Origin of the sequence: uncultured Coprobacter sp. (assembly GCF_947855755.1) — a bacterium.
GTDB lineage: Bacteria > Bacteroidota > Bacteroidia > Bacteroidales > Coprobacteraceae > Coprobacter.
The window spans coordinates 1-22,709 of sequence record NZ_CANUAR010000012.1 but is presented as its reverse complement, the minus strand read 5'-3'; the positions used below and the strand labels follow the sequence as shown (position 1 = coordinate 22,709).

At 36.8% G+C, this 22,709-nt stretch carries 19 protein-coding genes and 2 pseudogenes; 7 read left to right on the top strand and 14 right to left on the bottom strand.

Annotated features, from left to right (window positions below; translation table 11 throughout):
- Positions 1-148: 148 nt before the first annotated feature.
- From Q0093_RS08005 to Q0093_RS07970, 8 genes are read right to left on the bottom strand one after another with little or no spacing between them, the layout of a single operon-like run.
- Entirely contained in the window at positions 149-1,168 is a 1,020-nt protein-coding gene (locus Q0093_RS08005) for a hypothetical protein (protein WP_297929553.1), read from the bottom strand.
- A gap of 31 nt (positions 1,169-1,199) precedes the next feature.
- Positions 1,200-1,814 carry a hypothetical protein gene (locus tag Q0093_RS08000; RefSeq protein WP_297929552.1) on the bottom strand — a complete coding sequence of 205 codons (615 nt, stop codon included), beginning with the start codon at positions 1,812-1,814 and terminating at the stop codon, positions 1,200-1,202.
- 1 nt (position 1,815) lies between these two features.
- Positions 1,816-3,282 carry a PglZ domain-containing protein gene (locus tag Q0093_RS07995; RefSeq protein ID WP_297929550.1) on the bottom strand — a complete coding sequence of 489 codons (1,467 nt, stop codon included), beginning with the start codon at positions 3,280-3,282 and terminating at the stop codon, positions 1,816-1,818.
- Positions 3,275-6,043, bottom strand: coding sequence for a DEAD/DEAH box helicase (locus Q0093_RS07990; RefSeq protein WP_297929548.1), 2,769 nt, complete (start codon positions 6,041-6,043; stop codon positions 3,275-3,277). Before Q0093_RS07990 ends, Q0093_RS07995 begins: the two co-directional genes overlap by 8 nt.
- A 5-nt stretch (positions 6,044-6,048) precedes the next feature.
- Positions 6,049-8,682, bottom strand: a complete 2,634-nt coding sequence (locus Q0093_RS07985; protein WP_297929547.1) for a DNA methyltransferase — start codon at positions 8,680-8,682, stop codon at positions 6,049-6,051.
- Between the two features lie 9 nt (positions 8,683-8,691).
- Positions 8,692-12,360, bottom strand: a complete 3,669-nt coding sequence (locus Q0093_RS07980) for a DUF6079 family protein (RefSeq protein ID WP_297929545.1) — start codon at positions 12,358-12,360, stop codon at positions 8,692-8,694.
- Complete coding sequence (locus Q0093_RS07975; RefSeq protein WP_297929543.1) at positions 12,347-12,787, bottom strand: hypothetical protein; 441 nt, start codon at positions 12,785-12,787, stop codon at positions 12,347-12,349. The genes Q0093_RS07980 and Q0093_RS07975 overlap by 14 nt, the downstream gene beginning before the upstream one ends.
- 15 nt (positions 12,788-12,802) lie before the next feature.
- Positions 12,803-13,012: a helix-turn-helix transcriptional regulator gene (locus tag Q0093_RS07970; protein ID WP_297929541.1), complete on the bottom strand. Its 210-nt coding sequence runs from the start codon at positions 13,010-13,012 to the stop codon at positions 12,803-12,805.
- 187 nt (positions 13,013-13,199) lie between these two features.
- On the opposite strand from Q0093_RS07970, the pseudogene Q0093_RS07965 reads away from it, so the two are divergent.
- Positions 13,200-13,819, top strand: a pseudogene (locus tag Q0093_RS07965) (metallophosphoesterase); the annotation flags it as partial.
- Between the two features lie 92 nt (positions 13,820-13,911).
- On the opposite strand, the pseudogene Q0093_RS07960 reads toward Q0093_RS07965, so the two are convergent.
- Positions 13,912-14,163: pseudogene (locus tag Q0093_RS07960) on the bottom strand (hypothetical protein); the annotation flags it as partial.
- 86 nt (positions 14,164-14,249) lie between these two features.
- Here Q0093_RS07960 and Q0093_RS07955 point away from each other — a divergent pair.
- Positions 14,250-14,528, top strand: coding sequence for a hypothetical protein (locus Q0093_RS07955; protein WP_297929539.1), 279 nt, complete (start codon positions 14,250-14,252; stop codon positions 14,526-14,528).
- Positions 14,529-14,786: 258 nt separating this feature from the next.
- On the opposite strand, the gene Q0093_RS07950 is transcribed toward Q0093_RS07955, so the two are convergent.
- The 4 genes from Q0093_RS07950 to Q0093_RS07940 form a co-directional block, all read right to left on the bottom strand.
- Positions 14,787-15,707, bottom strand: coding sequence for a DUF4209 domain-containing protein (locus tag Q0093_RS07950; RefSeq protein WP_297929537.1), 921 nt, complete (start codon positions 15,705-15,707; stop codon positions 14,787-14,789).
- Between the two features lie 50 nt (positions 15,708-15,757).
- Positions 15,758-16,555: a hypothetical protein gene (locus Q0093_RS07945; protein ID WP_297929536.1), complete on the bottom strand. Its 798-nt coding sequence runs from the start codon at positions 16,553-16,555 to the stop codon at positions 15,758-15,760.
- 68 nt (positions 16,556-16,623) lie between these two features.
- Positions 16,624-16,878, bottom strand: a complete 255-nt coding sequence (locus Q0093_RS14865; RefSeq protein WP_367175058.1) for a hypothetical protein — start codon at positions 16,876-16,878, stop codon at positions 16,624-16,626.
- A gap of 80 nt (positions 16,879-16,958) precedes the next feature.
- Positions 16,959-17,417, bottom strand: coding sequence for a hypothetical protein (locus tag Q0093_RS07940; RefSeq protein ID WP_297929534.1), 459 nt, complete (start codon positions 17,415-17,417; stop codon positions 16,959-16,961).
- A 208-nt stretch (positions 17,418-17,625) separates the two neighbouring features.
- On the opposite strand from Q0093_RS07940, the gene Q0093_RS07935 reads away from it, so the two are divergent.
- From Q0093_RS07935 to Q0093_RS07915, 5 genes are all read left to right on the top strand, one after another.
- Positions 17,626-17,811: a hypothetical protein gene (locus tag Q0093_RS07935; protein ID WP_297929532.1), complete on the top strand. Its 186-nt coding sequence runs from the start codon at positions 17,626-17,628 to the stop codon at positions 17,809-17,811.
- A 259-nt stretch (positions 17,812-18,070) separates the two neighbouring features.
- On the top strand, positions 18,071-18,397 hold the full coding sequence (locus tag Q0093_RS07930) for a helix-turn-helix transcriptional regulator (protein ID WP_297929530.1): 327 nt from the start codon (positions 18,071-18,073) through the stop codon (positions 18,395-18,397).
- Positions 18,398-18,586: 189 nt separating this feature from the next.
- A complete protein-coding gene (locus Q0093_RS07925) occupies positions 18,587-18,979 on the top strand; it encodes a hypothetical protein (RefSeq protein ID WP_297929528.1) in 393 nt (130 codons plus the stop codon).
- Between the two features lie 188 nt (positions 18,980-19,167).
- Entirely contained in the window at positions 19,168-21,054 is a 1,887-nt protein-coding gene (locus Q0093_RS07920) for a hypothetical protein (protein WP_297929526.1), read from the top strand.
- A gap of 28 nt (positions 21,055-21,082) precedes the next feature.
- On the top strand, positions 21,083-22,225 hold the full coding sequence (locus Q0093_RS07915; RefSeq protein ID WP_297929524.1) for a hypothetical protein: 1,143 nt from the start codon (positions 21,083-21,085) through the stop codon (positions 22,223-22,225).
- A 304-nt stretch (positions 22,226-22,529) separates the two neighbouring features.
- Here Q0093_RS07915 and Q0093_RS07910 read toward each other — a convergent pair.
- The coding region (locus tag Q0093_RS07910) for a hypothetical protein (RefSeq protein WP_297929521.1) at positions 22,530-22,709 on the bottom strand (180 nt) is incomplete at its 5' end.

Genomic DNA, 22,709 nt, shown 5'->3' with positions numbered 1-22,709 from the left:
TCGTATAATAAAAATGCTTCATAAAATATTCTATGAAGCAACATTGGAATAATGACATAGATATTAGTTCTCATATTAAATTCAGTGCATTGAGATATGATACTTTGAATATAAAATTTATATATTCTAAAAAGATTTAATAGATATCTCAGAAGCAATATAAGTCCTTATACCATTGATTCCATTTCTGTAATTCTGAATCAAGAGTATTTACAGCTTTCAACACATCGTAATTGGTGAAAGAACTGAACATTTTGTCTTCGTTGGTCAAGGTTTTGTATTGATTGATAGACTTATCTAACATCATATTCTTTGCATGATGACATACCGAAAAAGTTACTCTACTGTATATTCCTGTCTCTTGCAAGGCGAAGGCAAGCACCTGATTGCGCCATAGTTGGTTGAGTCCATCTTTGAACGGACAACCTTTAATCTCAATTGAACCTTGGAATCTATCCAGATTCTTCTTTAGAATATCCCAATATTTATATCCTATCATGTGATAATGGCATTTCTGAGGTTTTTTGGCTATACTCATGAGATTACATTGAGTACAATTGTTTTTGTATCTATTTGCTTTGCTTTTGTATGCTCCGCATACTGTAAACTCTTTCTCGCTCAGTTTATGCTCTATCAGCCACAGACATAATTTGCCTTCCATGTTATAATAAGCAATGGCTACATCAGCATCCGTTCCGGCACGTTTGGAATGGTCATTTAAAACGCCAGCTCCTTGTTTAATATCTTGTCCCCAATATTCAAAACAAAATCCACGGAACAGTTTGTCTCTTGCTATCTTACTAAAATCTGAAGGACATTCGGGAATCATAGGTAATATGCAGTCAACATTTTCAGAAAGGAGTAATGGCATGAAAAGATTGATGCAGGCAGTCTGAGAACTTACTGCGTGATATGCAAACTTATGTGGCTTATAAGCAAAATCACTCTGTTGCATTTCCTCCAGCAATGGTATTATCGGTTTGTACATCATTGCCGGAATAGTTGTTTCATTTGGGAAAATGGCATCGTATTCATGTCCTTTATACATACCTCTTTCTGTAGTGATATTTTTGCGCTTCCAGTCTATGATATGGACATAAATAGCTTTTTGTTCCGAGGCTAAATCGCTCGGAAGATAATATTGTTCTCCGTTAATTGTCTTTTTCATCCGTTAATCCTCAATCATTAAATCTTTTAATCTACGATATAAACTCAAAATATGGATGCTCAGTATATTCCAAGTCTTCTTCAAACATCATAGGATTATGTACAATGAATGACTTCTTGTATAGTGTTTTGGCAAAAGTAGATACTTCATCATAATAGTTCTTCGTATAAACTCCAGGTTTAGGCCTGTTTAATAGTCCAGCTTCGATATACATCGGCATAATGCAGTACAAACCATTAGGCAATGATCTGTTACTTGCATATATAGAAGACATTCGGCTTATAATAAGCTGCGTGGAAACTTCAGTCTGCACATGAAAGAACTTGCCTAATATAACCATTGCATCATAACCAAAACCATACGCAGCATTAATAAGTGCTGCGAATATAATTGCTCTATCCCCTTTGCGTTTCATAGTCGCATTGAACTGCTGCTTATGTTCTGCAATATAATCAAATAAGGGATTGCGAACAGAAAGCCTCCCTATGATGCTTCGCGCTTTAGTGATTCTATTTGCTCCCTCATATTCTCCAGAAGCTAAATCCGCTGCATACTCTGATGAAAAACTCCCATCAAGAGCTGCTTTCATTGCCATTTCAATAACGTTAACACCGATTCGTTGATTTATGCCTACTGTCTTTCTCATTTTATTTCTTATTGATTATGATGAATGGAATGACAACTTCAAGAAAATGAGCTCCTCCATGAGTAATTCCAAAATTATTACTAAAACTTTTTGTATTGCGCCAAACAGCCCAATTATCTTTGATAAGCAATTCACTCTTTATATCCTCATTTTTTGCAACAAACTGATTTAAATAACCATTGTTGGAATATATAAGATGCCTGTTACCACGGCTTTCCTTTTCATACAGGAATGTCTTTTCATGCGAATTGAGCAATCTCCATGGTGATGCCTGAATATTGCCATGGTCTGTTGTTATATATATCTGATATCCCATCTCATGAATATCTTTTATATATGATGCAGTATCTTTGGCCCATTCTTCAGACAGGAGATATAACTCCCTGATATTTCCAACAGCATGCATTCGTTCATCCAGAGTAGTATCCACGAATGCTTGTCTGGTTTTATCAGAATTGTCTATAGTAAAACTACCGTGATTATAACTTATATTGCATGATTCAAAGTTCTTAAATCTGCTTTGCGAAACCCAGAAATTCTCCCATAATTTCTGTTCTTCATAGGGTGATTGCTTGTATCTTATATCGGGTATGTCACCCTTGAATATAGCTTGACGCGACAACTTTGTAATAGAAGGAAGCCAAGCTAAGGTAAATGAATTAATGGCAGATATACCTAACAACTGAAGTTCTTTTTCCAGTAATAGATATTGCCAGTAAGTCATCCCGTCTATAACCGCTAATGCTACCTTTTCACTTCTATAGTGATTTCTATCTATAAACGGCAGAATCCTATTAACCATCTTCGGTCTCTGTATTGCAGACGAAGATATCTTTGAGAAGTAACTGTTGCTTATGTACTCTTGAAAATCATCATTGATTTCAGACAGGCTGTTCTCAATGTCATTATACCGGTCTTGCTTAAGTGCTTTGTTTATAATTCTTGAAATTGTTTCAATTGTAATTACATCGTCCCAATTAAGTTTTATCTTACCAAATTCCTCAATAAGTTCCTCTTTTGATACTCCAAACGCACTTCGTGCTTCATTTATCAAAGACTTTGTTTCTGTTGCAGAGAGATTATATGTATAGCGTTTATTGTATAAATAAGATGCTGTCGAAAAGTATAATAGCTCATTGTTGAGCAATACATTAGAATTGAGTGCCGGCAGCAACTTAGTCAAGCTGAAAGTAGGAAGCAGATGTATTTTCCGCATCAAATCGGGCAGAATCCAACTCGAATCTTCTATAATATAGCAAACTCTTTCATCCGACCACCGGTCTGTAGTTTCATATCTTACCCTTAGTTCCAGTGAAGAATGTACAGGCAATAGGAATAAACCGGATTCTCGAAAAACATTCTCTTGAGTATCCGCTCTATATAAAAAGCTATCCGGATTTATAACTGCCGTCAGTCTGAATCCGTCATATCCTACATTTTCTACTATTTTCTCTATAAATCTATCCATTCACTCTTACTATCAAAATCATCGATACGTCGGGAACAACACTTTTTCTTTTACTAAAAGCTTTTTCCCATACTTCTTTTTCTGAATTCAGTTTCTTCAATTTGGCATTGCGTATATTTACAATGCCTATCTTGTTTATTCTTTGTTCTGCATATTGCAACGCACGCAACTTCTTCTCAGACATATTCTTCATATTGGAATCAATATCCATCTCCATTCTATGAAATATTGCATGAAGATTGCTTTGTAACTGGTTATTATTATCCAGTTCAGTCATCGGAACTGCTTCTCCGGTACATAAGAAATCACTCTTATTCTGTACAAGTCTGTTCCATATATCATTTCCATAAGGGGCATACACCTTGCCGTTATCTGCGATAAATTGAGCAGTATAGGTTACTTTTGTTTCATAACTGTTTTTTGCTAATACTTTCCATAGAGTCAGATATCCAGGCAATTCATTTCCGTTTCTCGACATCATTACCGGAACATCCTGCTGAGTATTACCATCAATTTCATCAAGTATCCGTTTCACAACAGGATGCTGAAGTGTCAGATATTCACAATCCGGATTATCTCCATGAGCAGTCGAGTCGAAAACAGCATTCAGTTTTTGATCATCTACCGCATACTCAGTAACACCGGTAATCAATTTAGATACTTTACCGTTCTCACTCACGACATATAAATCCATCAGTTCTTCAAGCCACACAGGTAATGGGCTGTATTTTATTTCTCCGGCACTCTCTTTTTCTATGTCATTTTCTGAAAATGAGGGTAAGACACCTTCTGTAGATTTATAATCGTGCAATTTCTTTCTAATTTCAAATAGCCAACTGTCGCTGGCAAAATCAAAACGTTTCGGGTCTAATAATGATTGCAAATAAAGGTGGTTTACCTTCTTCATATCGATAGTAGAGTCAAGTACATCACCGCTCTTGTCGATACCCAATTCATTCAATATGGCATCCAGTTTATCAACAATAATCTCATATACACGCGTATCAACCGTATTATTAGTCAACATATTGAACGCTACGACAGGACTCTTTTGTCCGATACGGTCAACACGACCTATTCTCTGTTCTATAGCCATTGGATTCCATGGCAAATCATAATTGAAAACGATATGGCAGAATTGCATATTAAGAGATTCTCCGGCAGCATCGGTTGCTACCATTACACGGGCATTGTTCTTAAATTCAATTAAGGCCTTTTGTCGTTCCTGCAATTCCATACTACCATTTATGCCAACAGTAGGAAGACCGGCTGCTTCAAGTTGTTCTTGAAGGTAAGTTTGTGTCCTTCTGAATTCTGTAAAGACCAAAATCTTCAGGTCGGGATCAGCACAATCATTCTGTAAGGAATAAATCTTTTGAATCAAAGCAGTAGTTTTCGCATCCTGTTCTATCTCCAGACAATGTCGGGCTTCTACAATGAGAGAAGAAAGAGCGGATTCCTCATTTTGAAAAGAATAATTAGCTCCCTCAACAGAGTAATCTCCGGTTTCCAGGTCATCAAATCCCACAGTACCCTCTTCGTCATAATCTTCAATATCATCACCACTCACTCCATTCTGAAGCCTCCACAATCTGGTTTGCATGGCAGATAAAATTGCGGCAGTACTGCTGCTGGCAAGTTTCTGCATCATAACCATTACAAGTCCGGTGGCATTACGGTTTCCCTTTTTAGCTCTTCCGAAACAATATCTCACATATTGCGTCACATGCTCATATAATTCAATCTGAGCCTTGTGATTAACCTCGTCAAGCGGGACATTGAATCGCACAGTAGTTCGTGGCCGGAATAGTTTTTTCCCGTCATAATCAACAGCAAAACGCTTCTCTGAACGCATTACATAAGGTTCAATTTCATTTATGCCCGGCATACCTTCACCAGAGAAAGCCTCAGAATCAATCAATTGCAGCACACGTCTGAAATGGTCACTTTTACCTCTATGCGGTGTAGCTGACAGCAGTAACACATTCGGTACCGCATTACACAAAGTCTCAGCCAACTGATACCTTGATACTTGTGCTGTAGCTCCGCCCATTCTGTGAGCTTCATCAAATACAACCATATCAAAATCGGCATTAACTACAGCTTCCAAACGATATTTGTTATACTCATCAACTTTCTCCTGACTCCATCCTTGCCGTGCCGCCAACGGTTTGAGTACATCAATAGATACGATGATCTGATTATGCTGAGTCCAGAAATTAAGTTCCTCCTCAGCATCGAATCCGGCAAATGTCCTTGCCATACCAGTGATAAACTCACTATCATAAATAACGAAGCTCTCTTTAAAATGCTCCTTCAGTTCTTGCTGCCATTGTAGCATTGCTGATTTGGGCACTATAAGCAAAATACGTTTTACCTCCCCCCTAAGCTTTTTCTCTTTTATTACCAAACCAGCTTCAATTGTTTTACCCATACCGACCTCATCGGCAAGCAGGAAGCGGGTTTGAATGCCTTGCATCACCTTCTCCAGTACCAATATCTGGTGAGGGAGAGGAATCAGACTGCTCTCGTATGGAGCAAGCAATCGCTTTTGTGCCATCTCCTCCTTTATACGGGCAGCAATGGAAATATAACGAATATAAGATATGCCTGAATTATTCCCTTCCGCCATATCATCCTCGAGGTCTGAACGCAGCACCTGGGCAAAACTGTTGTCCTCCAAAATATGAATCCAGACAGTTTCTTTGCCAAAAAGTACCTTGCTTCCTATTATTTCAACGCTTTTGCCTTTATATTTCATTCTTTTTATACTCTTGTTGATGCTATATCATAATACTGCAATAATATTTCATCCTCTTGCAGCAATGCTTCCTGAATATGGTCGCCAACCAAAATGATGGATTTGTAATCTTTCTGTTTGTAACATTCCTTGAATCCATATCTCAGAACTTCGAGTCGTGTATTCTTCATGCGCTTAGTTTTTGGCTTTTGTGCTTGTTCCAGATACATATTAAACTCTTTCATCATCTTTCGGCTACGGATGATTTCAAGGTCGGCAGCCTTTTCAGTATCCGGCTTGCGCCATTTCCCATCTTCATCCTTAATAAAGTTTTCTTCAAGAATTGTCATCAATTCAGGAAGGACATCTCCTTTCTTTGTTGTAGACATAGCTTTCATCCATTCGGGTTGAATTTCAGAATAGGTCTGTGGAGTTTCCAATTCACGTTTAAGCCACTCTATACCTTCTGCTTCACTACTGATAAACAAGGCCATAGGAATGATACCATTTGTCCCTTTCTTTTTTTCTTCATACTCCAAAGCTTGCGATGCTGTAAAGAACATTCCGTCACGCTCAATGAAACGCTCTCTTAATCCTTTTTGAAATTCTTGAGCATCCATAGGAATGGCATAGCCATGCTGAACGTAATATGATATCAGTCTGTCATAAAGGATTTTCGGACTTCGCTCAATAACGGCTGTTGTCGAATTGTCTTTTTCTAAATGTACTGGCAAGTGGACTAACAACTCTTCAATAAAATCCATAGCATTGACAGATTTATCAATTGATTGGTCAAATTTCAACATCAATTCATCTGTTGGTTTATAGCATGTGATTACAAGGTCTTGCTTTACGGCTGTAGTAGTAGTTACTGCCTTAAATGAACCTTGCTTTTTGTCTAATGCAGCTACATTAGCAATGATAAATCCAACTCCTTGAATAGCATTCTGGATGGAGTTCCATACAGCCGCACTGGTATTGCTAAATTCCATTGTCAGCCATTTGCCTGGCTTTAATACACGATAATACTCTCTCAAAGAACGACTCATCAATGTTTGATATTCAAAAAGCGTTTTGCTTTGTGTCGCATTGATAATAGCCTCTTCCCTATTGTTTGTAGAGACTTTTATCCATCCCTCCCAAATGGAACTTAATTCCGAATACATAATGTTTGCACCAAAAGGTGGGTCGGTAAAGATATAGTCTATGGAAGAAGTTTTTAAATTTGGAATATTTGTCGCAGAATTTAGACCTATAGTTGTATTGTTACGAGTATTATAGGATGTCCCTAAAAAAGATGTTATTTTTCTACTTAAGGTATGACCTGCAGGAAACTCTAAATTTATTGATGGAACATAAAGAGTACCTGTAGTTATGCCTGTACCTGTAAATCTAAATTTATTCATTTTAGAGGTGCTCTGACATACAGAGGTGAACCATATAATAAGGTGAATATCTTTTTGGGCAAGTTCTAAAACCCTACTTAAATATATAAAATTTCTTTTAGTATAGAACTGATGTATGTGGGTAATCCCATTACTTTTAATTGGTTGAATGGTATTATAACCCTCTTTTAATTTCAATGTACTTAAATTAGATGTGTCTAATTGGTTTATTCTTTCTAATAAATCAATGTCAAATTTTGTAATATCTTTTTCTCCACGTTTGCCATTACAAGTATAACTAATTCTTACAGGTACTTTTTTGTTAACTGTTATTGTTTTCCCTAGCGCATAATCATATATGGTTTCCCAGGCTTTCTCAATATTTTTTTTGCTACAATATGTACCGCAATGTGGACATGAAAATTGATCCTTAATCGTACTATTTTTAACATCTACCGATTCACTCCAAAGATTAATCTCTTTCCCGCATGAAGGACAAATAAACACATCGCTCCAAATGGTACAATTAATTTTTGCTTTCTTTCCATTCACTTCTGTCTCATACATCCATCCCAATTCCTCTTCTACTTGCTTAAGTATTGCATTTGCTTTTCTTTCAAATTCTTGTGGGTTGAATTTTAAGTTGTAGCTTGCTGCAATTAATGATGCTATGGGTGATAAATCAGAACATACGGCATGGCGCACTCCAATTTTTGCTTTTTTTTCTCCTAAAGCATCTACGTCTTTTTTTGAGCCGCATATTTGTGCAGCCACACCGGTCATGCCAGTTCCACAGAAACCATCGAATACAATATCTCCAGGTTGAGTATAATGAAGAATATAGCGCATAATTGCAGGATGTGGTACTTTGGTATGATATGCATGTGCCATATAAATAGGATTATTTTTCCCCTCACTCACATCGCTCGCATAAGGCATCTTTACCTCAAAGTTCTTTTTTCGTTTTCCTTGAGCTTCGAGTTCCTCCTTTTCCTTTTCCCATTCAGCAATAAAATCATTCAACCAAGGATTAGGACATGCTGTATAATATGGAGGATCTGAGAGATTGATAATATCATTATCCTCTCCAATAGGGAAACCTTCTACTTGTTTCAGTTCAGGCAATTTTTTACGAAGTTCTTCGCGAAAATAAGCTCTACGAGCATCTTCGCTTTCAAACTCCATTCCAAGGCAAATGACCTTTTCAGGAGTAAGCTTTACTTCTTCAAATTCATCATCTAAAAACAGAGATGGGTTTATTTTATTTTTGCTCATAGTGCATTTTTATTTAATAATAATTCGTACATCTTCAAGCTTATGACCTCTACTTTGATTGTCAATATATGAAGCAAGTGCATCCAAAGCCTGTTGCTTGGTCATTGGTCGTGAGAAAATCTTCATCATCTCATCATGACCAATCTCTATCTTGGTAAAACTTCTTTGCAGTTTGCTGATTATATCTATCAATATGCGGGTATACTGCTGGTTCAATTCTATTACACCGTTCTTAAACTGTTCTATAATTACCTTTTCTTGTTCATTCAGCAATTCGCGATTCTTGAATGTTGTAGGATCTTCCAATGCTTCATGGAAGTTTTGCTCAAACTCTGCAAATATTTCATTAAGCTCATCCTGAAGTTCGCTCAGCGAAGGCAACACTTCACGGTTGACTGTTGGGTTAAACCCATCTACCGATGTTGGCATCGAAAGAATTGCATTTCTACTTACATTTGGATTGACCACCTGCAAGAGATTCATTTTTCTCTGCCAATTATCATATCTGCTCGGGTTGATGAAAGAAGCATTGCGGACAATATCACATATCAACTTACTTGATTGCGACATTATTGCCTGCTTTTTGCCATAATCTATCTCGCTGATATGAGCCTTCAGATATTCATTCATATACCAATCGGCATATTTTCCCTTGAGTGCTTCCAATTCAGACTTATATGCTTCGCGTGCCGTCTTATCCTTGGTGATCACATCTTTCAATTCGTCAATAGCAGTATTTATATCGTCTCTTAAATCTACATCATTGATATTCGATAAGGCTGTGCGTAAGTAGGAAATGACATCCTTCAGCCCATCAAGCTCTTTAAGCAACCCATTGGTTTCATATACCTTCCGACAGGTTTCTGTCATGGCTGTCTTAACCATGTCGACAGGCCACTCTATATTGCGCATCTTGGCTTTCGTATTGTAACGTGGAAGCTGATTGCAAATACCCTTTAATCTGGAGAATTCAATATCCAAATTTCTTGCCTCATCGTCAGAGATGATTTCTATATCACCGGCAAAGCTATAGCCACCATGTATTTTATGCTGCAGTACAGCTATTTTTGATTCTAATTCCTGCGCTTTTGAAAGCAAGTCGGCAAAAACACTGGTGTTTGGATTATCCAACTCGTTTGTACGGTCCACTCCCAATAGTCCAAGCATGATTTCTCTAATCAATGGTATGTTGATTCCCTTTGGAGGACATACATTCGAGAAATTATAATTGTCCTGCGAGCTGATTTTTGTTATATCCGCAATGTTTCCCGCATTGATGCGATTTCCTCCCTGGAGCACTATCTCTATTTCGCCCAAAGCAGCCATGGTTGCCAGCACCAACATTTCCAAATCGGCTTCAATATGATAGTCGGATGAGATATATTCATTGTTCTCGGCATAGAACACCATTAAAATCTCGTCTCTGTTCAAAACCTGTCCGTTTTTGGCCTCTAATTTAGCCTTGATACTGCGGGCATATTCGGAATGGTCTGTTGAGAGACGTCCGTTTTCCCACAATCCCAATCCCATCAATATGGCTTCGGCATTACGGTTCATATCGGCAGGTTTGGCAATCTTGGTTCTGGCAGAACGCAGCATATTTTCTCTATTTTCCTTTGTCAATGGCTGAGGCAGTGCTGTAAACTTAGGATAATGAGGGTTTTCTGCTTCAAACTGACTCTCCATAATGTAGGAGGTCACAGCACTTACAGAATCTATTTTAGACTCGTTTTGAGCCCCAGGCATTCCTTGCAGAGGATGCTTTTCGCCCAAATATTCAACGAGAGTCTTGCTCAAAAATTCAGTATTGAAAAGTGTACGCGCTTCTCTATAATATTTATCGCGTAACTGTTTGTATCTTGGTTTTTCGTCGCTACTTGCGCTTCCTTCTTGTGATAGAGCAGAACCGTAAAGCACTATCTTTTGCTTGAGTTCATCACTTAAATCGTCCATTATGAAGTATACACTATCCTTGTCGCATGGATGTGCTTTAGCTGCAGCATCGAATATCGGCATAAAGTAGATATAGAAATGCTGTTGCGGATAGGTGGTAGAACGATCATTAGGATTACCCATGAAGATATATCCGGCTCTGTTACACTTATGAGAAAGCCACTCTATGTTATGCGTCCAAATACGGAAGTTTGTTCTGTAAGATTCTCCTTCCACAGGAAGGACTTCTGCCAGAAACATATAGAAATATTCATCCTTCTGACTGTTTCCCATTTGTGAGGCATAATCTTTTACTTTCTGCTCATAATTGACACCTCCTTCTATGCGTAGATGGTATTCATTGTTTTCTCCTTTTTCGAAATACTGGCCAATCGTAGCCGAAACAATAGAATCCAACACACGAGTAAATGCCAAATCTACCAGTTCGTCAAAGTTCTCACAAGTAATATCTATGTGGCAAAGGTCATTGGCCAATGTTTCGGCCGAAACGCCATTCTGATGACTCAACTCTGACTGTAGAATTTTTATTGCAGCTGCAGAGACGATGCGATGGGCAAGAGGTTTCTTCGGAGCAAGTCCCTTTGTGAAATTTTCTTCTATTTTCTGATCAATCAGTTCTGTGACAGTACTTACCTTCAGTACATCCGGATCGGCTTTCAAATCCACATTGTTCTGCATGTCCTGCCAATATGAATCATAACAAATCAATCCTGGCTTGTCGGTAGGGACTTCATCATTCATCATTGTACTGAATTTCCGTGAAAGGGTTTTCAATACTTCGCGCTGGCTCTTGCCGATACGAATCAATGAAAAATTCTCAAAATATGAAGGATGTACAGGGAACAGGTTTACATAGGTATCCAAATTGTTGCTCAGGTGAGGGAACATCCCGGTGAATTGAGATAGATGTTGACGTATTCTTGCTTTCTGGTGCTCGTCCTTTTGAAGAAGACGTTGTTGCACAATGAACTGCACGTCTTCTTTCTGGATAGTAAGGTCAATATAACGCTCATTTACCCTCCCCAGCATATCTTTAGCAAACTGAAACTCCGGAGAACGGTAAATCAACTCCTGCACACCAAATACCATGCGGAAATGAGTGCGGTCGCTCATTTGTCCTAAGGCTTGAAGTACTTGCAGGTCTCTATTCAGTTTAGATGGTTCGCTTCTGCCTTTGAGGTAAGCAAGCATCTCATCGACCACAAGCATAAAACCTTTATCCGGATACTTTTCTTCGAAGGCATCCATCATCAGTTCCAGTTTTTCTGAATATGATCTTGGAGATGTATCATCAGATATCGAATAATCCACACCCCATGTCTGAAGCGCACTATCAATCTTATAAGTAATGACTTCCCACAATTCTTGACTGTTTCCTAATTCAAAACGATATACCATATACTTGCCGGCAATGGTTTTCAGCCATTCTCTTGCCTTCTCGCTTTGCACCATAGGGAGATAGTCGCTATTTTCAGCAATGATAGAGAAAAGTGACATCAGGTGAGATTTACCTGTACCATAGTTACCAACAATCTGAATACCTTTAGTCTCAGTAGTTGCATTCAGATCCAACTTGCCGCATATCTGTGGTATGATATAATTTTCGAATGTTTGGGAACAGACAAAGTTTTTTACCAATTTTGCACGATAGTCTTCGCTATCTAATTGCCCGAATTTGATAATCTCATCGATTGGGTCGAATTGTATGAGGTCATGATATTTCATTGTATATGGTTTTATGTGAGATTTCTGATAAATTTATAGAATATGAAGAATTGCATGCGGATGCAAGATAAAAAGTATTGTTAATTATCATACCTTCTTTTGCATTTACTATTAATACATATGATTTAGCCCACGAATCAAACTTGGCTCTCAAATCTAATTTAAGTTCCGGCTCAAATAGAATACCTATATTTCTTATTGCCACATATTTACCTATTTCAGGATTTGAGATGACGTTGTCTTTTATGAGTTCTTCCAATCTCTCGTCTGCAAACAGGGATAAGTGCTTATTGTCAAGATTATTTTCAATAGCCTTGCTTAAATAAAATCCTATATCTGCAAAGTTTATGTCATGGTCTTGACCCGACACGAAGAATAATTTGTGTCGTAGTCCTACAGACAGATATTGAGATATTTGTTTAATCATGAATTTTTTTTGAGATTAATCTATTGAAGAATTCAATAATTCCTTCACATCAACTTCTAATATTTTTGCGATTTGCAGTAGTGTCTCTAATCCTGGTTGAGCAGCATTAGTACACCATTTAGAAACTGTAGCGGGATCTTTTCCGATTTGTTGCGCAAGCCATTTATTTGTCCTTCCTTTTTCTGCTAGCATTACTTTTATCCGATTGATTCTTTTGTTAGTCATATCACTGTATATTTACTTCAATGCAAAGATAATGAATTATTCTTCGATGAAGTTATGTTATTTGATATAAATTTACTGAAGATATAAATTTAATTGCGAATAATTCAATTTTGTCACGTAATGATAGTAGTATAAATGCCATATTTGCATACTATTAAATTTAAACAGAATATCTTTTATGATATGAGCTCCTATGACGAAATTTTGGAAATGGGCTTCAGATAATTATAGCAGGTTCTGATTGTTCCCGGCAATCACGAATATTACAATTATTCGGACGTGATGGAACGAGGGCTACAATGGAAGTGGATGTTCCGGAAGAATGTGGGGTACTATCAGAATCAGGTAATCCGTATCGATGATACCGATTTTGTCCTAAGTACGTTATGATCGCGAATTAACCCAAATGACGAGAAAAGTATGAACGACTTCCACCAAATCAAGTTTGACAGGAAATTACTACAGGTGGAGAAGTTCAATCGGATACACAAGACCTGTATGGGCTTTATCCGGAAAAGCGTTGAAAAGAGTACAGCGAGTCATATCATGGTGGTTACCCATCATTTGCCTACTTTTGAGGTGGTTGCGCCACAATACAAGAACTCCATACTGAACAGTGCATTTGCGAGCGAATATGGTGATTGAATTGCCCACAGCCGAATAGATGCCTGGAGTTATGGACATTCGCATAGCAATATCGATACCGAGATTGGTGGTACACGGTTAATCTGTAACCAGATGGGATATATTTTTGCGAATGAGCACTTTGTGAATGGATTTGAACCGAAAAAACATCTTGAAATTTAATGAGCATAAAGCAATGAATGAAAGAATAACAGATAGAAAACTCTTTGTTGATTTAGCGAAGACGGCATCGATATGCTTCTTGCTGTAATAATATAAGTCCACACCCATTTGGCGTTGACCTTATATTTCTCGGCAATCTTTTCGGCGGTGTAAGAGAAGAAATCCTGTCCCTCGGCAGCTTGTCGAGGTTGCAATAATTCTTGCGCTCGTTTCAACTGCCGCTTACGTTCCCGGATGCGTTCTTTGTAGCCAAGATTGGAACACTGGTGGCTACAATAACAGGTCGTTGTCTTTTGAGCTATAAATGGTTTTCCGCACCATTGGCAAATCTTTCTTACTTCCATATTTTTCGATGCATCATCATATTCTTATTGATTATCAATAGTTTACATCTTAAAAGGTAGACTACTCAAAAATTTACTTGTTTTTTTTGCGAAAAATCGAAGATTTAACGTTTTTTTATCGACGCACTCCGAAAAGAGGGGAAAAAGGCAAAAACAGCCCTTTTGAATCCCGACTGACCCCGTCTGCAAAGATAGAGCATGTTGGGTTTTATTTCGCCAAAAAGGGATGTAAAATCGAGTATGGATTCACGGATATTTTCGGATTCAGAGTGAGGTATTTTGTGCTTGATTGGAGTGCCCGTTGGGGACTGACCTTTACAACCGGATTGCTTATAAGATTTGCAGCCAAAAGAAAAAGGCTGTAGCCATTTTGCCATGGCGCAGCCATCTCTTTTCTTCCCTTATTTTGACTTTACTTTAATGAACGTATATATGAATACGGGGATAAAGTAAAGGTGCGGTAACCATTCTATTAGTTAGGTAAATGCATATTTACTTATATAATTAGTAGCGTCGCGGACTGTATTCTTTCAGAAATAGAAAACTGTGAAGACAATCCTCTTGACTGGGTATATCCTATATGTGGCTTGATATTCAATTCCCCTCTTTGCGTCCTCCTCTAATTATTCATGCTTAATCCTAAAAACACCAAAACATAATAACGCATGAATAATTCTGTCCGATGCCATCTTATTGAAAAGCTGAGGGGAGGCAATTCCATGGCATATATCATTTCTTAAATTCCACCCCCTATTATCAGTCAGCAATATTCTAAGGTAATTAGCGAAATCATCTGTTAATAGTTGAATAGCAATAGGATCTCTTAACATGTCGTCCAAAATTCTTAATTGGAAACCATTCCCTGATTTATTGGGTTTAAGAGTTGGTATATTTCCTATTTCCAGAATATTTCTAATAGCCTCTTCGAGTTGTGGGATGAGTAAATGGAGAGCAACAAAATAATCTTGATTGAAATAGGCTTCAAGCCCCTTTGTAATAATAGGAATTCTTTCTGTTTTTATAGCTGGAGATTTAGTAATAAATGACAATATATTTTCTTTTGTGAAAATACCTCTTTGCTTCCCTTCCTCAATAACAGCATTAAGAAAAATTGCATTAAATTTCATTGACATAGATATATGCACAATTAAGTTGCCCTCGAGGTCAGTTCCAATACCTCCTACGACAGCTTTTACTCGGCCTCTTTCATCAAATATTGATTGAGGAATCATATGCAGGAATGGGGCGTCTTTGACAATACGATCAAGACTCTCTTTTTCACGCTCTTTATTAGGGATAAATGAATGCGTAAAACACCCTAATGACTTTTCAACATCTTTTTCATGCAAAATAGAGTTTACACATAAATCCATTTCCTCTTTAGATACAGTAAACTCTTGCTTAAATTCAGTCATCTCATCTTGAATACCCTCTCCGAATTTAGCTATCTTAATGCTTAGTTTGGCAGCTTTATCTTGCAATCCATATTTGACTAATAATCGGTGAAGTTGACTATAATTCCCAACTAATTGTAATTTTGCCATATTGGGAATGATAGCATCAAGAGATTCTTCAACTTTTGCAAATAAATCCTCTATTTATCTGGCGAAAACTTTCTGTAATATCCAGATAAAATATCTGCTAAGTCCATCAGCAACCAGGGATCTCGTTTTTTCTCTCCAGATGCTGGCAAATTATATATTTGCATAAATCGAGTTTCTAAATCAGCGATTAAAGCCGTTTGCTCCTCACTTGTATAACTATTAGGACATTCTGTGCTAATACGATATGCAGTCCCCCATATTCCTATTGCATTCTCTTTTCCATGCCTTGATATTAAGTTAGATAAAGCCAACTTAGCTTCTCCCAGCAAATCTACTTGGTTTAATTTTTTTGATAATTTTATTGCTCGCTCAGCTTGTTTGACCCCTAATATAGGATGAGATAAATAATCATTATTTATGATGCAAATTAAGGATTGTATATACGTGCGGGCAATTTCAATATCGCACTGTTTTCCCGTTGTGGCAGCTTTAAAATCCCATACTAGACCAGCATAACGAGCTTTCAATATACAATTCTTTGCATTATTGATGCGAGTTTCCCAATATGATATTATTTCCGGGGTAATGAGTTTCCTGTCTGGATATTCTATGAATTCTCCTGTATTGTTGTCTTGAAAAACCAGATGAGGACCAAAATAGAATTTGCCATTAAAAGCATCATTATCACTTTTGTAATCTTCTGTCAATTCAGAAGCCATAACTTCCGCTTGATATGCTACAGAGCTTTTTTCTGCATCATTGCAACTGGAATATTTTGATGCATAATCGAAATAATCGAATTGTTTGCCTTCAATGTCAAATTCTGATAGTATTTCTTGTATAGTCATGTAAAGTATTATTAATTGAGCAAATATATAATATACATAAGTATTGAGAGGAAAATGGCGTGTGGAATTTACTTGCCATCTTGATGTTCTCTTTTACTCAGTTTTGAAGATTCGGAGTTGTACGTGGGTATAAATAGGGGATGTTTTCCTGCGGGAGTGGATATTGAAACTTCTTCGTCTGGAAAAAGAGACTTGATGTCTATCACAATTGATTCACTGTTCTCATTTACCCATCTCAAATAGTTTGGATTCTCTTCAGCCACCTCCTTTATCGTCTTGCCTTGATATTTACCAAATGGGAAAGAATCTTCAGCACGTAGAATAGAACATCTTTACGGTGCTCAGAAATTACATCATCAATGTCAAAGAAAAAGAAATTTGATTCTTCGTTAGCCCATTTTATCTAGTTCCAATCACTATGGATTACATCTACGACTTTCTCTCCCTTATGCTTGCCTCTTTCAAAAACATCATCCAATTCCAACACTTTGACTGGGTCATGGGTGGGGTCTCCAAGAATATCAAGCAACACCCAAGATCCACATGCTCCACATGGGACAGGCTGCGGTTCTATGTCATCTATCTTGCACCAACAATAGCTAGGATTATCAGAACTATTTGCCCTCACTCCATTCCTGTAATAAAAGGCAAAGGCATCTCCATATTGTCCACCTTTCCCTGATGGCTTTACTTTATGCACCTCGACATATTGCGAGCGATACCAGCCTGAAACTCGTCCATCAGGAAAACGCTGAGCAGTGAAAGGCAATGCCCTTCCAATATTATAATATATGGAAATCAAGCTATTGTGCAATCCTTTTTCCCGGATCGCTTTTATCAATTTCTCCTTTTCTGAAATCATGTGATTATTCAATATCAACTAGTTTTTCTTTGTATTGCGGAAATTATTGTAAAAATAATTATTAATTAGTTGGGATATTTTCGTCTTAAAGGGTAGATTATTTAATCGACTCTCTCCGAACAGAGGGGAAAGAGGCAAAATAGCCCTTTCAAACCTCAACAACTCCTCGTCTACAAAGATAGGATATATCTGGGGTTATTTAGCCAAAATGGACTGTAAAATCAAGAATAGATTCATGCATATTTTCGGATTCCAAGTGATGTATTTGGTGCTTGATTGGAGTGACCTTTACAACCGGATTGCTTATAAGATTTGCAGCCAAAAGAAAAAGGCTGTAGCCATTTTGCCATGGCGCAGCCATCTCTTTTCTTCCCTTATTTTGACTTTACTTTAATGAACGTATATATGAATACGGGGATAAAGTAAAGGTGATGATTTCATGGAAAAGTGTAGTTTTCAAACCTCAATTTTGATGGAAAAGTGTATAATGAGAGTCTGATTCGTTGGAAAAAGTGTAACGAATTCGATTTATTCGCTTGAAAAAGTGTTGAACTGCTTAAATATCATATCTTCTATTCTTGCGAATTTTACCTATAACACATCATTAAATAGGTAAAAAGTAGTATATTTGTATATTATATGATATGTTGAATATGACAAAGAATACAATGGGCACTAAGTTACCAAGAAAACTGGAGCAGAAGATGCAGATAGTCGGCGAGCAGATCAAACTGGCTAGACTGCGCAGGAATCTCAGCATGGCTCAGGTTGCTGAACGCGCAACCTGCTCTCCGCTTACGGTTGGCCGGATTGAAAAGGGGGCACCGACAGTGGCTATCGGCATTTATCTCAGAGTCCTCTATGCGCTTCAACTGGATGATGATATACTTCTACTTGCCAAAGAAGACGCAATGGGAAAGGTATTACAAGATTTAAGTTTGAAAAAGCGGGAGAGAGCATCTAAAAAAAATAAGTCATGAAACGCTTCGATATGTTTGTTGATTTTAATTAATAGAGCTAACCTGCGGTTAATTGGAGAACTCTTAGCGGATTGTTATAGATTTTGTCATAGTGGTAAGTGAGCCGAGACCGTCTATATTTGTGATAATTATATTATTGTTTGCAATCAGCAAATTCTTTAGAAGAGATAAAGGTATTGAATTATAAATATGAGAGAAATCGAAAATCCATTTGTGGAAGAAGTGCTAAAGCCTGAAGATACGCAACAAAGTGTTGTAGTGAAAAACATAGACTACAAAAAGAAAGATGTGTATAAACATGATATTCTGTTGATAGCAGGAACGATAGTGGTAATAGCCTCAGTTATTATTCTTTCTATAGTTTCATTCAATAGGAGACAACAACAAGATAATAGTATAGAATTTCAAAACAAGAAGAAAGATTCTATTTTGACACACACATTGATAAATATGAAGGACAACCTAAAAACACTTTCTGTGAAAATTGATAGTATGGACTTGCATATGAAGCAGGAAATTAGTAGCCTAAACAATGTTGCGATTACCCTTAAAAAAGCACAACAGAAAGGAGGTAAGAAATGATGTTTGATTTTACTAACTATACATTCAGTGGTCTTCTTTCTATTTTAGCCTCTATCTACGGTATTGGTTATCCTTTAATAATACAGACTATTAGAAGTATATACAATCAATATGACTCGGATTTGCTTTCATGCCGGTTCTCGAAAGAACCAGTGTATAAAGTCTTTCAAATTCTGATGATAGTCAATATGGTTGTTGCTATATTAGCCCCATTCTTATTACAAGCTGGATGGTTTAATCAAGTAGTCATAACAGTTCAAGCAGTATTAGTTGTCGCTCTTATCGGATGCAGTATTATGTTGTTCCAACTAATATTACTTTTCTCAAATGCAGGAGAATTACTAAAAAGAGTTGAAGGAGAACAAATTGACCCAAACAATGTTATGGAGATTCTTGATATAGCTATCTATGCGGATGCTCAGCACAATTTGGATTTGTACGTCAAAAGTTTAAGTAAAGTTTTTTCATATATCCAACAACAGCAAGGAGACCAATTTGATCAAAAAATTGATACTATTAAACCACCCGCTTTCTATGATGAGGTGACTGTTAATATCGTACGAAAATTGAAGGAATATATCCGTATGGATGATGGGCATCATTTTTTATATGGCAACAATGAAATAACTTCAATATTTTATAATCAAACATCTGCTTCACGGCTTAGTTTACAATCCCATCAACTGATGTGGATCCTGTTGAATGATGCTATAGAGTTTAACAATCATACATGGTTTAACCAATATTGGCAATACGCAGATAGTTATGCCTCTATGAAATACCATTTTGTTAGTTATGATTCTCCTTTAAGACATGACAAGCAAATGTTTATGGTGCGTCATGTCATGATTGGTGGGATGCTGTTACATTATGGAAGAATCAATTGGCTAAATGATGTATTTTTCTTAACTCATTCTGAACCTGAATATTACGGTCTAATACCCAGTTCTTTTAGTGAGATTGTAGTCATGTTGGAACTGATAGATAAAATGTGTACAGACTTCACCTATTTCTATCAACAAGGCTTTTACTATCACGATCAAATGAGTGGCGTTAAAGATAATAAGTATTTCTTCAGAGATGCATTAAAATACCTAAGCCTATTAGTCATCAGATTATGGTCTCTTGAAGGAAGAGGGGCTGATAATACGCAATTATTTAGTTTACCTGCATCACCATTAAAACTCAATGATAATGAACGGGATGCTCAAATGATGAGAATGATGTTGGATGAAGTCGGTTTTTGGTATGATACTAAGGTGTTTATAAATATTCCAAGGTTAAGATTTGTAGATAAGGCAGAAGTTGAAAATCTTTTGAATAAATACCAGCAGCAATGTGAGATGGATAAGAAAGATAAAGAAGAACATCCAGTGGTAAATATTCAGAAATATCAGGAGTTGTTTAATGGTATAGAGACTGAAGCTAGCAGGATAGAAAGTATACTTCAATATTCTAATGAATATGCAAACGGAAAAACATTATCCATTAATGTTATCAGATCATTTAATTTGGAAACAATCAATTACGGTAGTTTTAAGGATATAGACTGTCGTTGCATTCCATATGTGCATTTTTCAAATTACTGGAGTGATATAGCTTACAAATACCTGCGTTGTTTGTGTAGCCTTAAGCGATTAGGCGATTTTAAAGTGCCAAGAAAGCAGATTCCGAATGTTCTAAAAGATATGGGACTTAATGGAAATTATGCTATTATTGCTACAGAAAAAATAGATGAATTGCCATATATTTCAGTTCTTCTAAATGTCTTGTTGGATATTAAGTGCTTTTTTGTGATGAAAAAGAACGAGATTCCTTTAGTAACATTATTACCCATAGAGAACAATAAGGAACTTAAGCCAATAAAAAAGGGAAAAGCAATCTGCAGTAATATTGAGAATTTTCAAGGATATAATGAACCTATATATGAATTGATATTGGGGACAGTATTGCGATTTTCGACTCCCAATGATTTTTCTGGATATGTAAGATTCATTATTGATGATACTTATGAAGCTCAAGATGTGACTATAAAGCCGCAGAAAACATTGGGTGAGCTATTTGGCATGAAATAAAAATCATTAAACGAGGAATATGTTTTTTATGATAGCACAAACTCAATTGAAAAAGCCAAGTAATTGGCAAGACTTTGAAAAACTCTGCAAACTATTGTGGGGCGAAATATGGTCTTGTGAAGATTCTATTAAACGACATGGCCGCCAAGGTCAAAATCAGCATGGTGTTGATGTGTTTTCGTATGTTGAAAAATATGGCGGATATTGTGGTATCCAGTGCAAAGGTAAGGATGACTATACGAATGCTCAATTAACAGAAGGAGAGATTGATACAGAAATAGAAAAGGCGCTAGGCTTTGAGCCTAAATTAAAGTTGCTGGTTTTTGCTACTACAGCGAATAAAGATGCAAAAATAGAAGGGTACATTAGAAAGAAAGACGTTGAAAATAGGGAGAAGGGGCTATTCGCTGTTGATATTGCATCATGGGAAGATATTGTTGACCAATTGGAGCGATATAAAACGACTTATAATTGGTATGTGAACAACTGTCAGTTTAAGGATACTACAGATGTTTCTGTGTCTTTTGGTGGGAAGGCGGAAATAACCGTCCATCCAGAATATATTAGGGTTATTAAACATTATGAGTATAAAGAATTGACTCCATTAGAACAAATTTGCCAAGCACAGTTAAAAGATTTGAAGGCTGTGAACTTTGGCGCATCAATTATGTCATGGAACAGACCAACTAAAGTTGATAAAAGATGGTGTAAACTAGGTATAAGAATTGAAAACATCGGGAAGACTGTTATTAAAACACCAAAGCTTGTTGTGTCTTTCCGGTCAGAAGATATTGTCAAAATTGATGACAATTTTTATTATTGCAATGCTTTTGGTATAGATGAAGCGGCGAAAGCACAGATTAATGCTGGAAGGGATGCGAGGAGAGAGGTGTTCCAAACATATAAGAATCAGTTAGAGTATATACCTAAAAATTCCGTTTTTGTACAGAAGGACTATCGAGATTTCCAGATGAGTATAATTCCTGCAGATGGGATAAAGCGGTTACCTTTAATCTGGCGGTTCCTTTGTGAGGACTATCAGAAAGAAGGATACCTGACTATCAATGTAGATCCGATAGTAGAGGAACACATAGAAACAATAGAGGTTCATGATAAATCGAAAATGAAACCAGATGAGGTTACTATAGAAGCGAAAATTATTGAAAAATAAATATGCACGAGTGGAAGTTATTTTAAAGTGAAAGGTTAAGACTCGACGTGTTATTATTTTGAAACGTCTTGTCGTCTATAATAAATTATAATAGCTTTTGACTTAAGATTACATATATAAATATAATATCAATAATTTATAATTAAGATTTATGCTGCAAATTTACGAATACCTTGTATGGGTATATTTCTATTCTAAAGAAATTTGCTGGTCCTCAAGAAAATCCGTAATTTTGCAGCCCCAATTGAATAAAAACATAAAGCTTACAATGCTGCAAAGAAGAATGAACAACTGGACAACCGTATCAGATCGAGGCATAAAATGCCTTGAGAGAATGTCGTGTGTCCATACTTCGGGCATTGGAGCATTCTATACTCTTGGAGACATTTTCCGACGAACGTTTGATAGAACATCGGGGATACGATGATGCTGGTATCCCGCTGAAACGATAAATGAAAACCGTCGGAGAGTCCTTACCAAACTT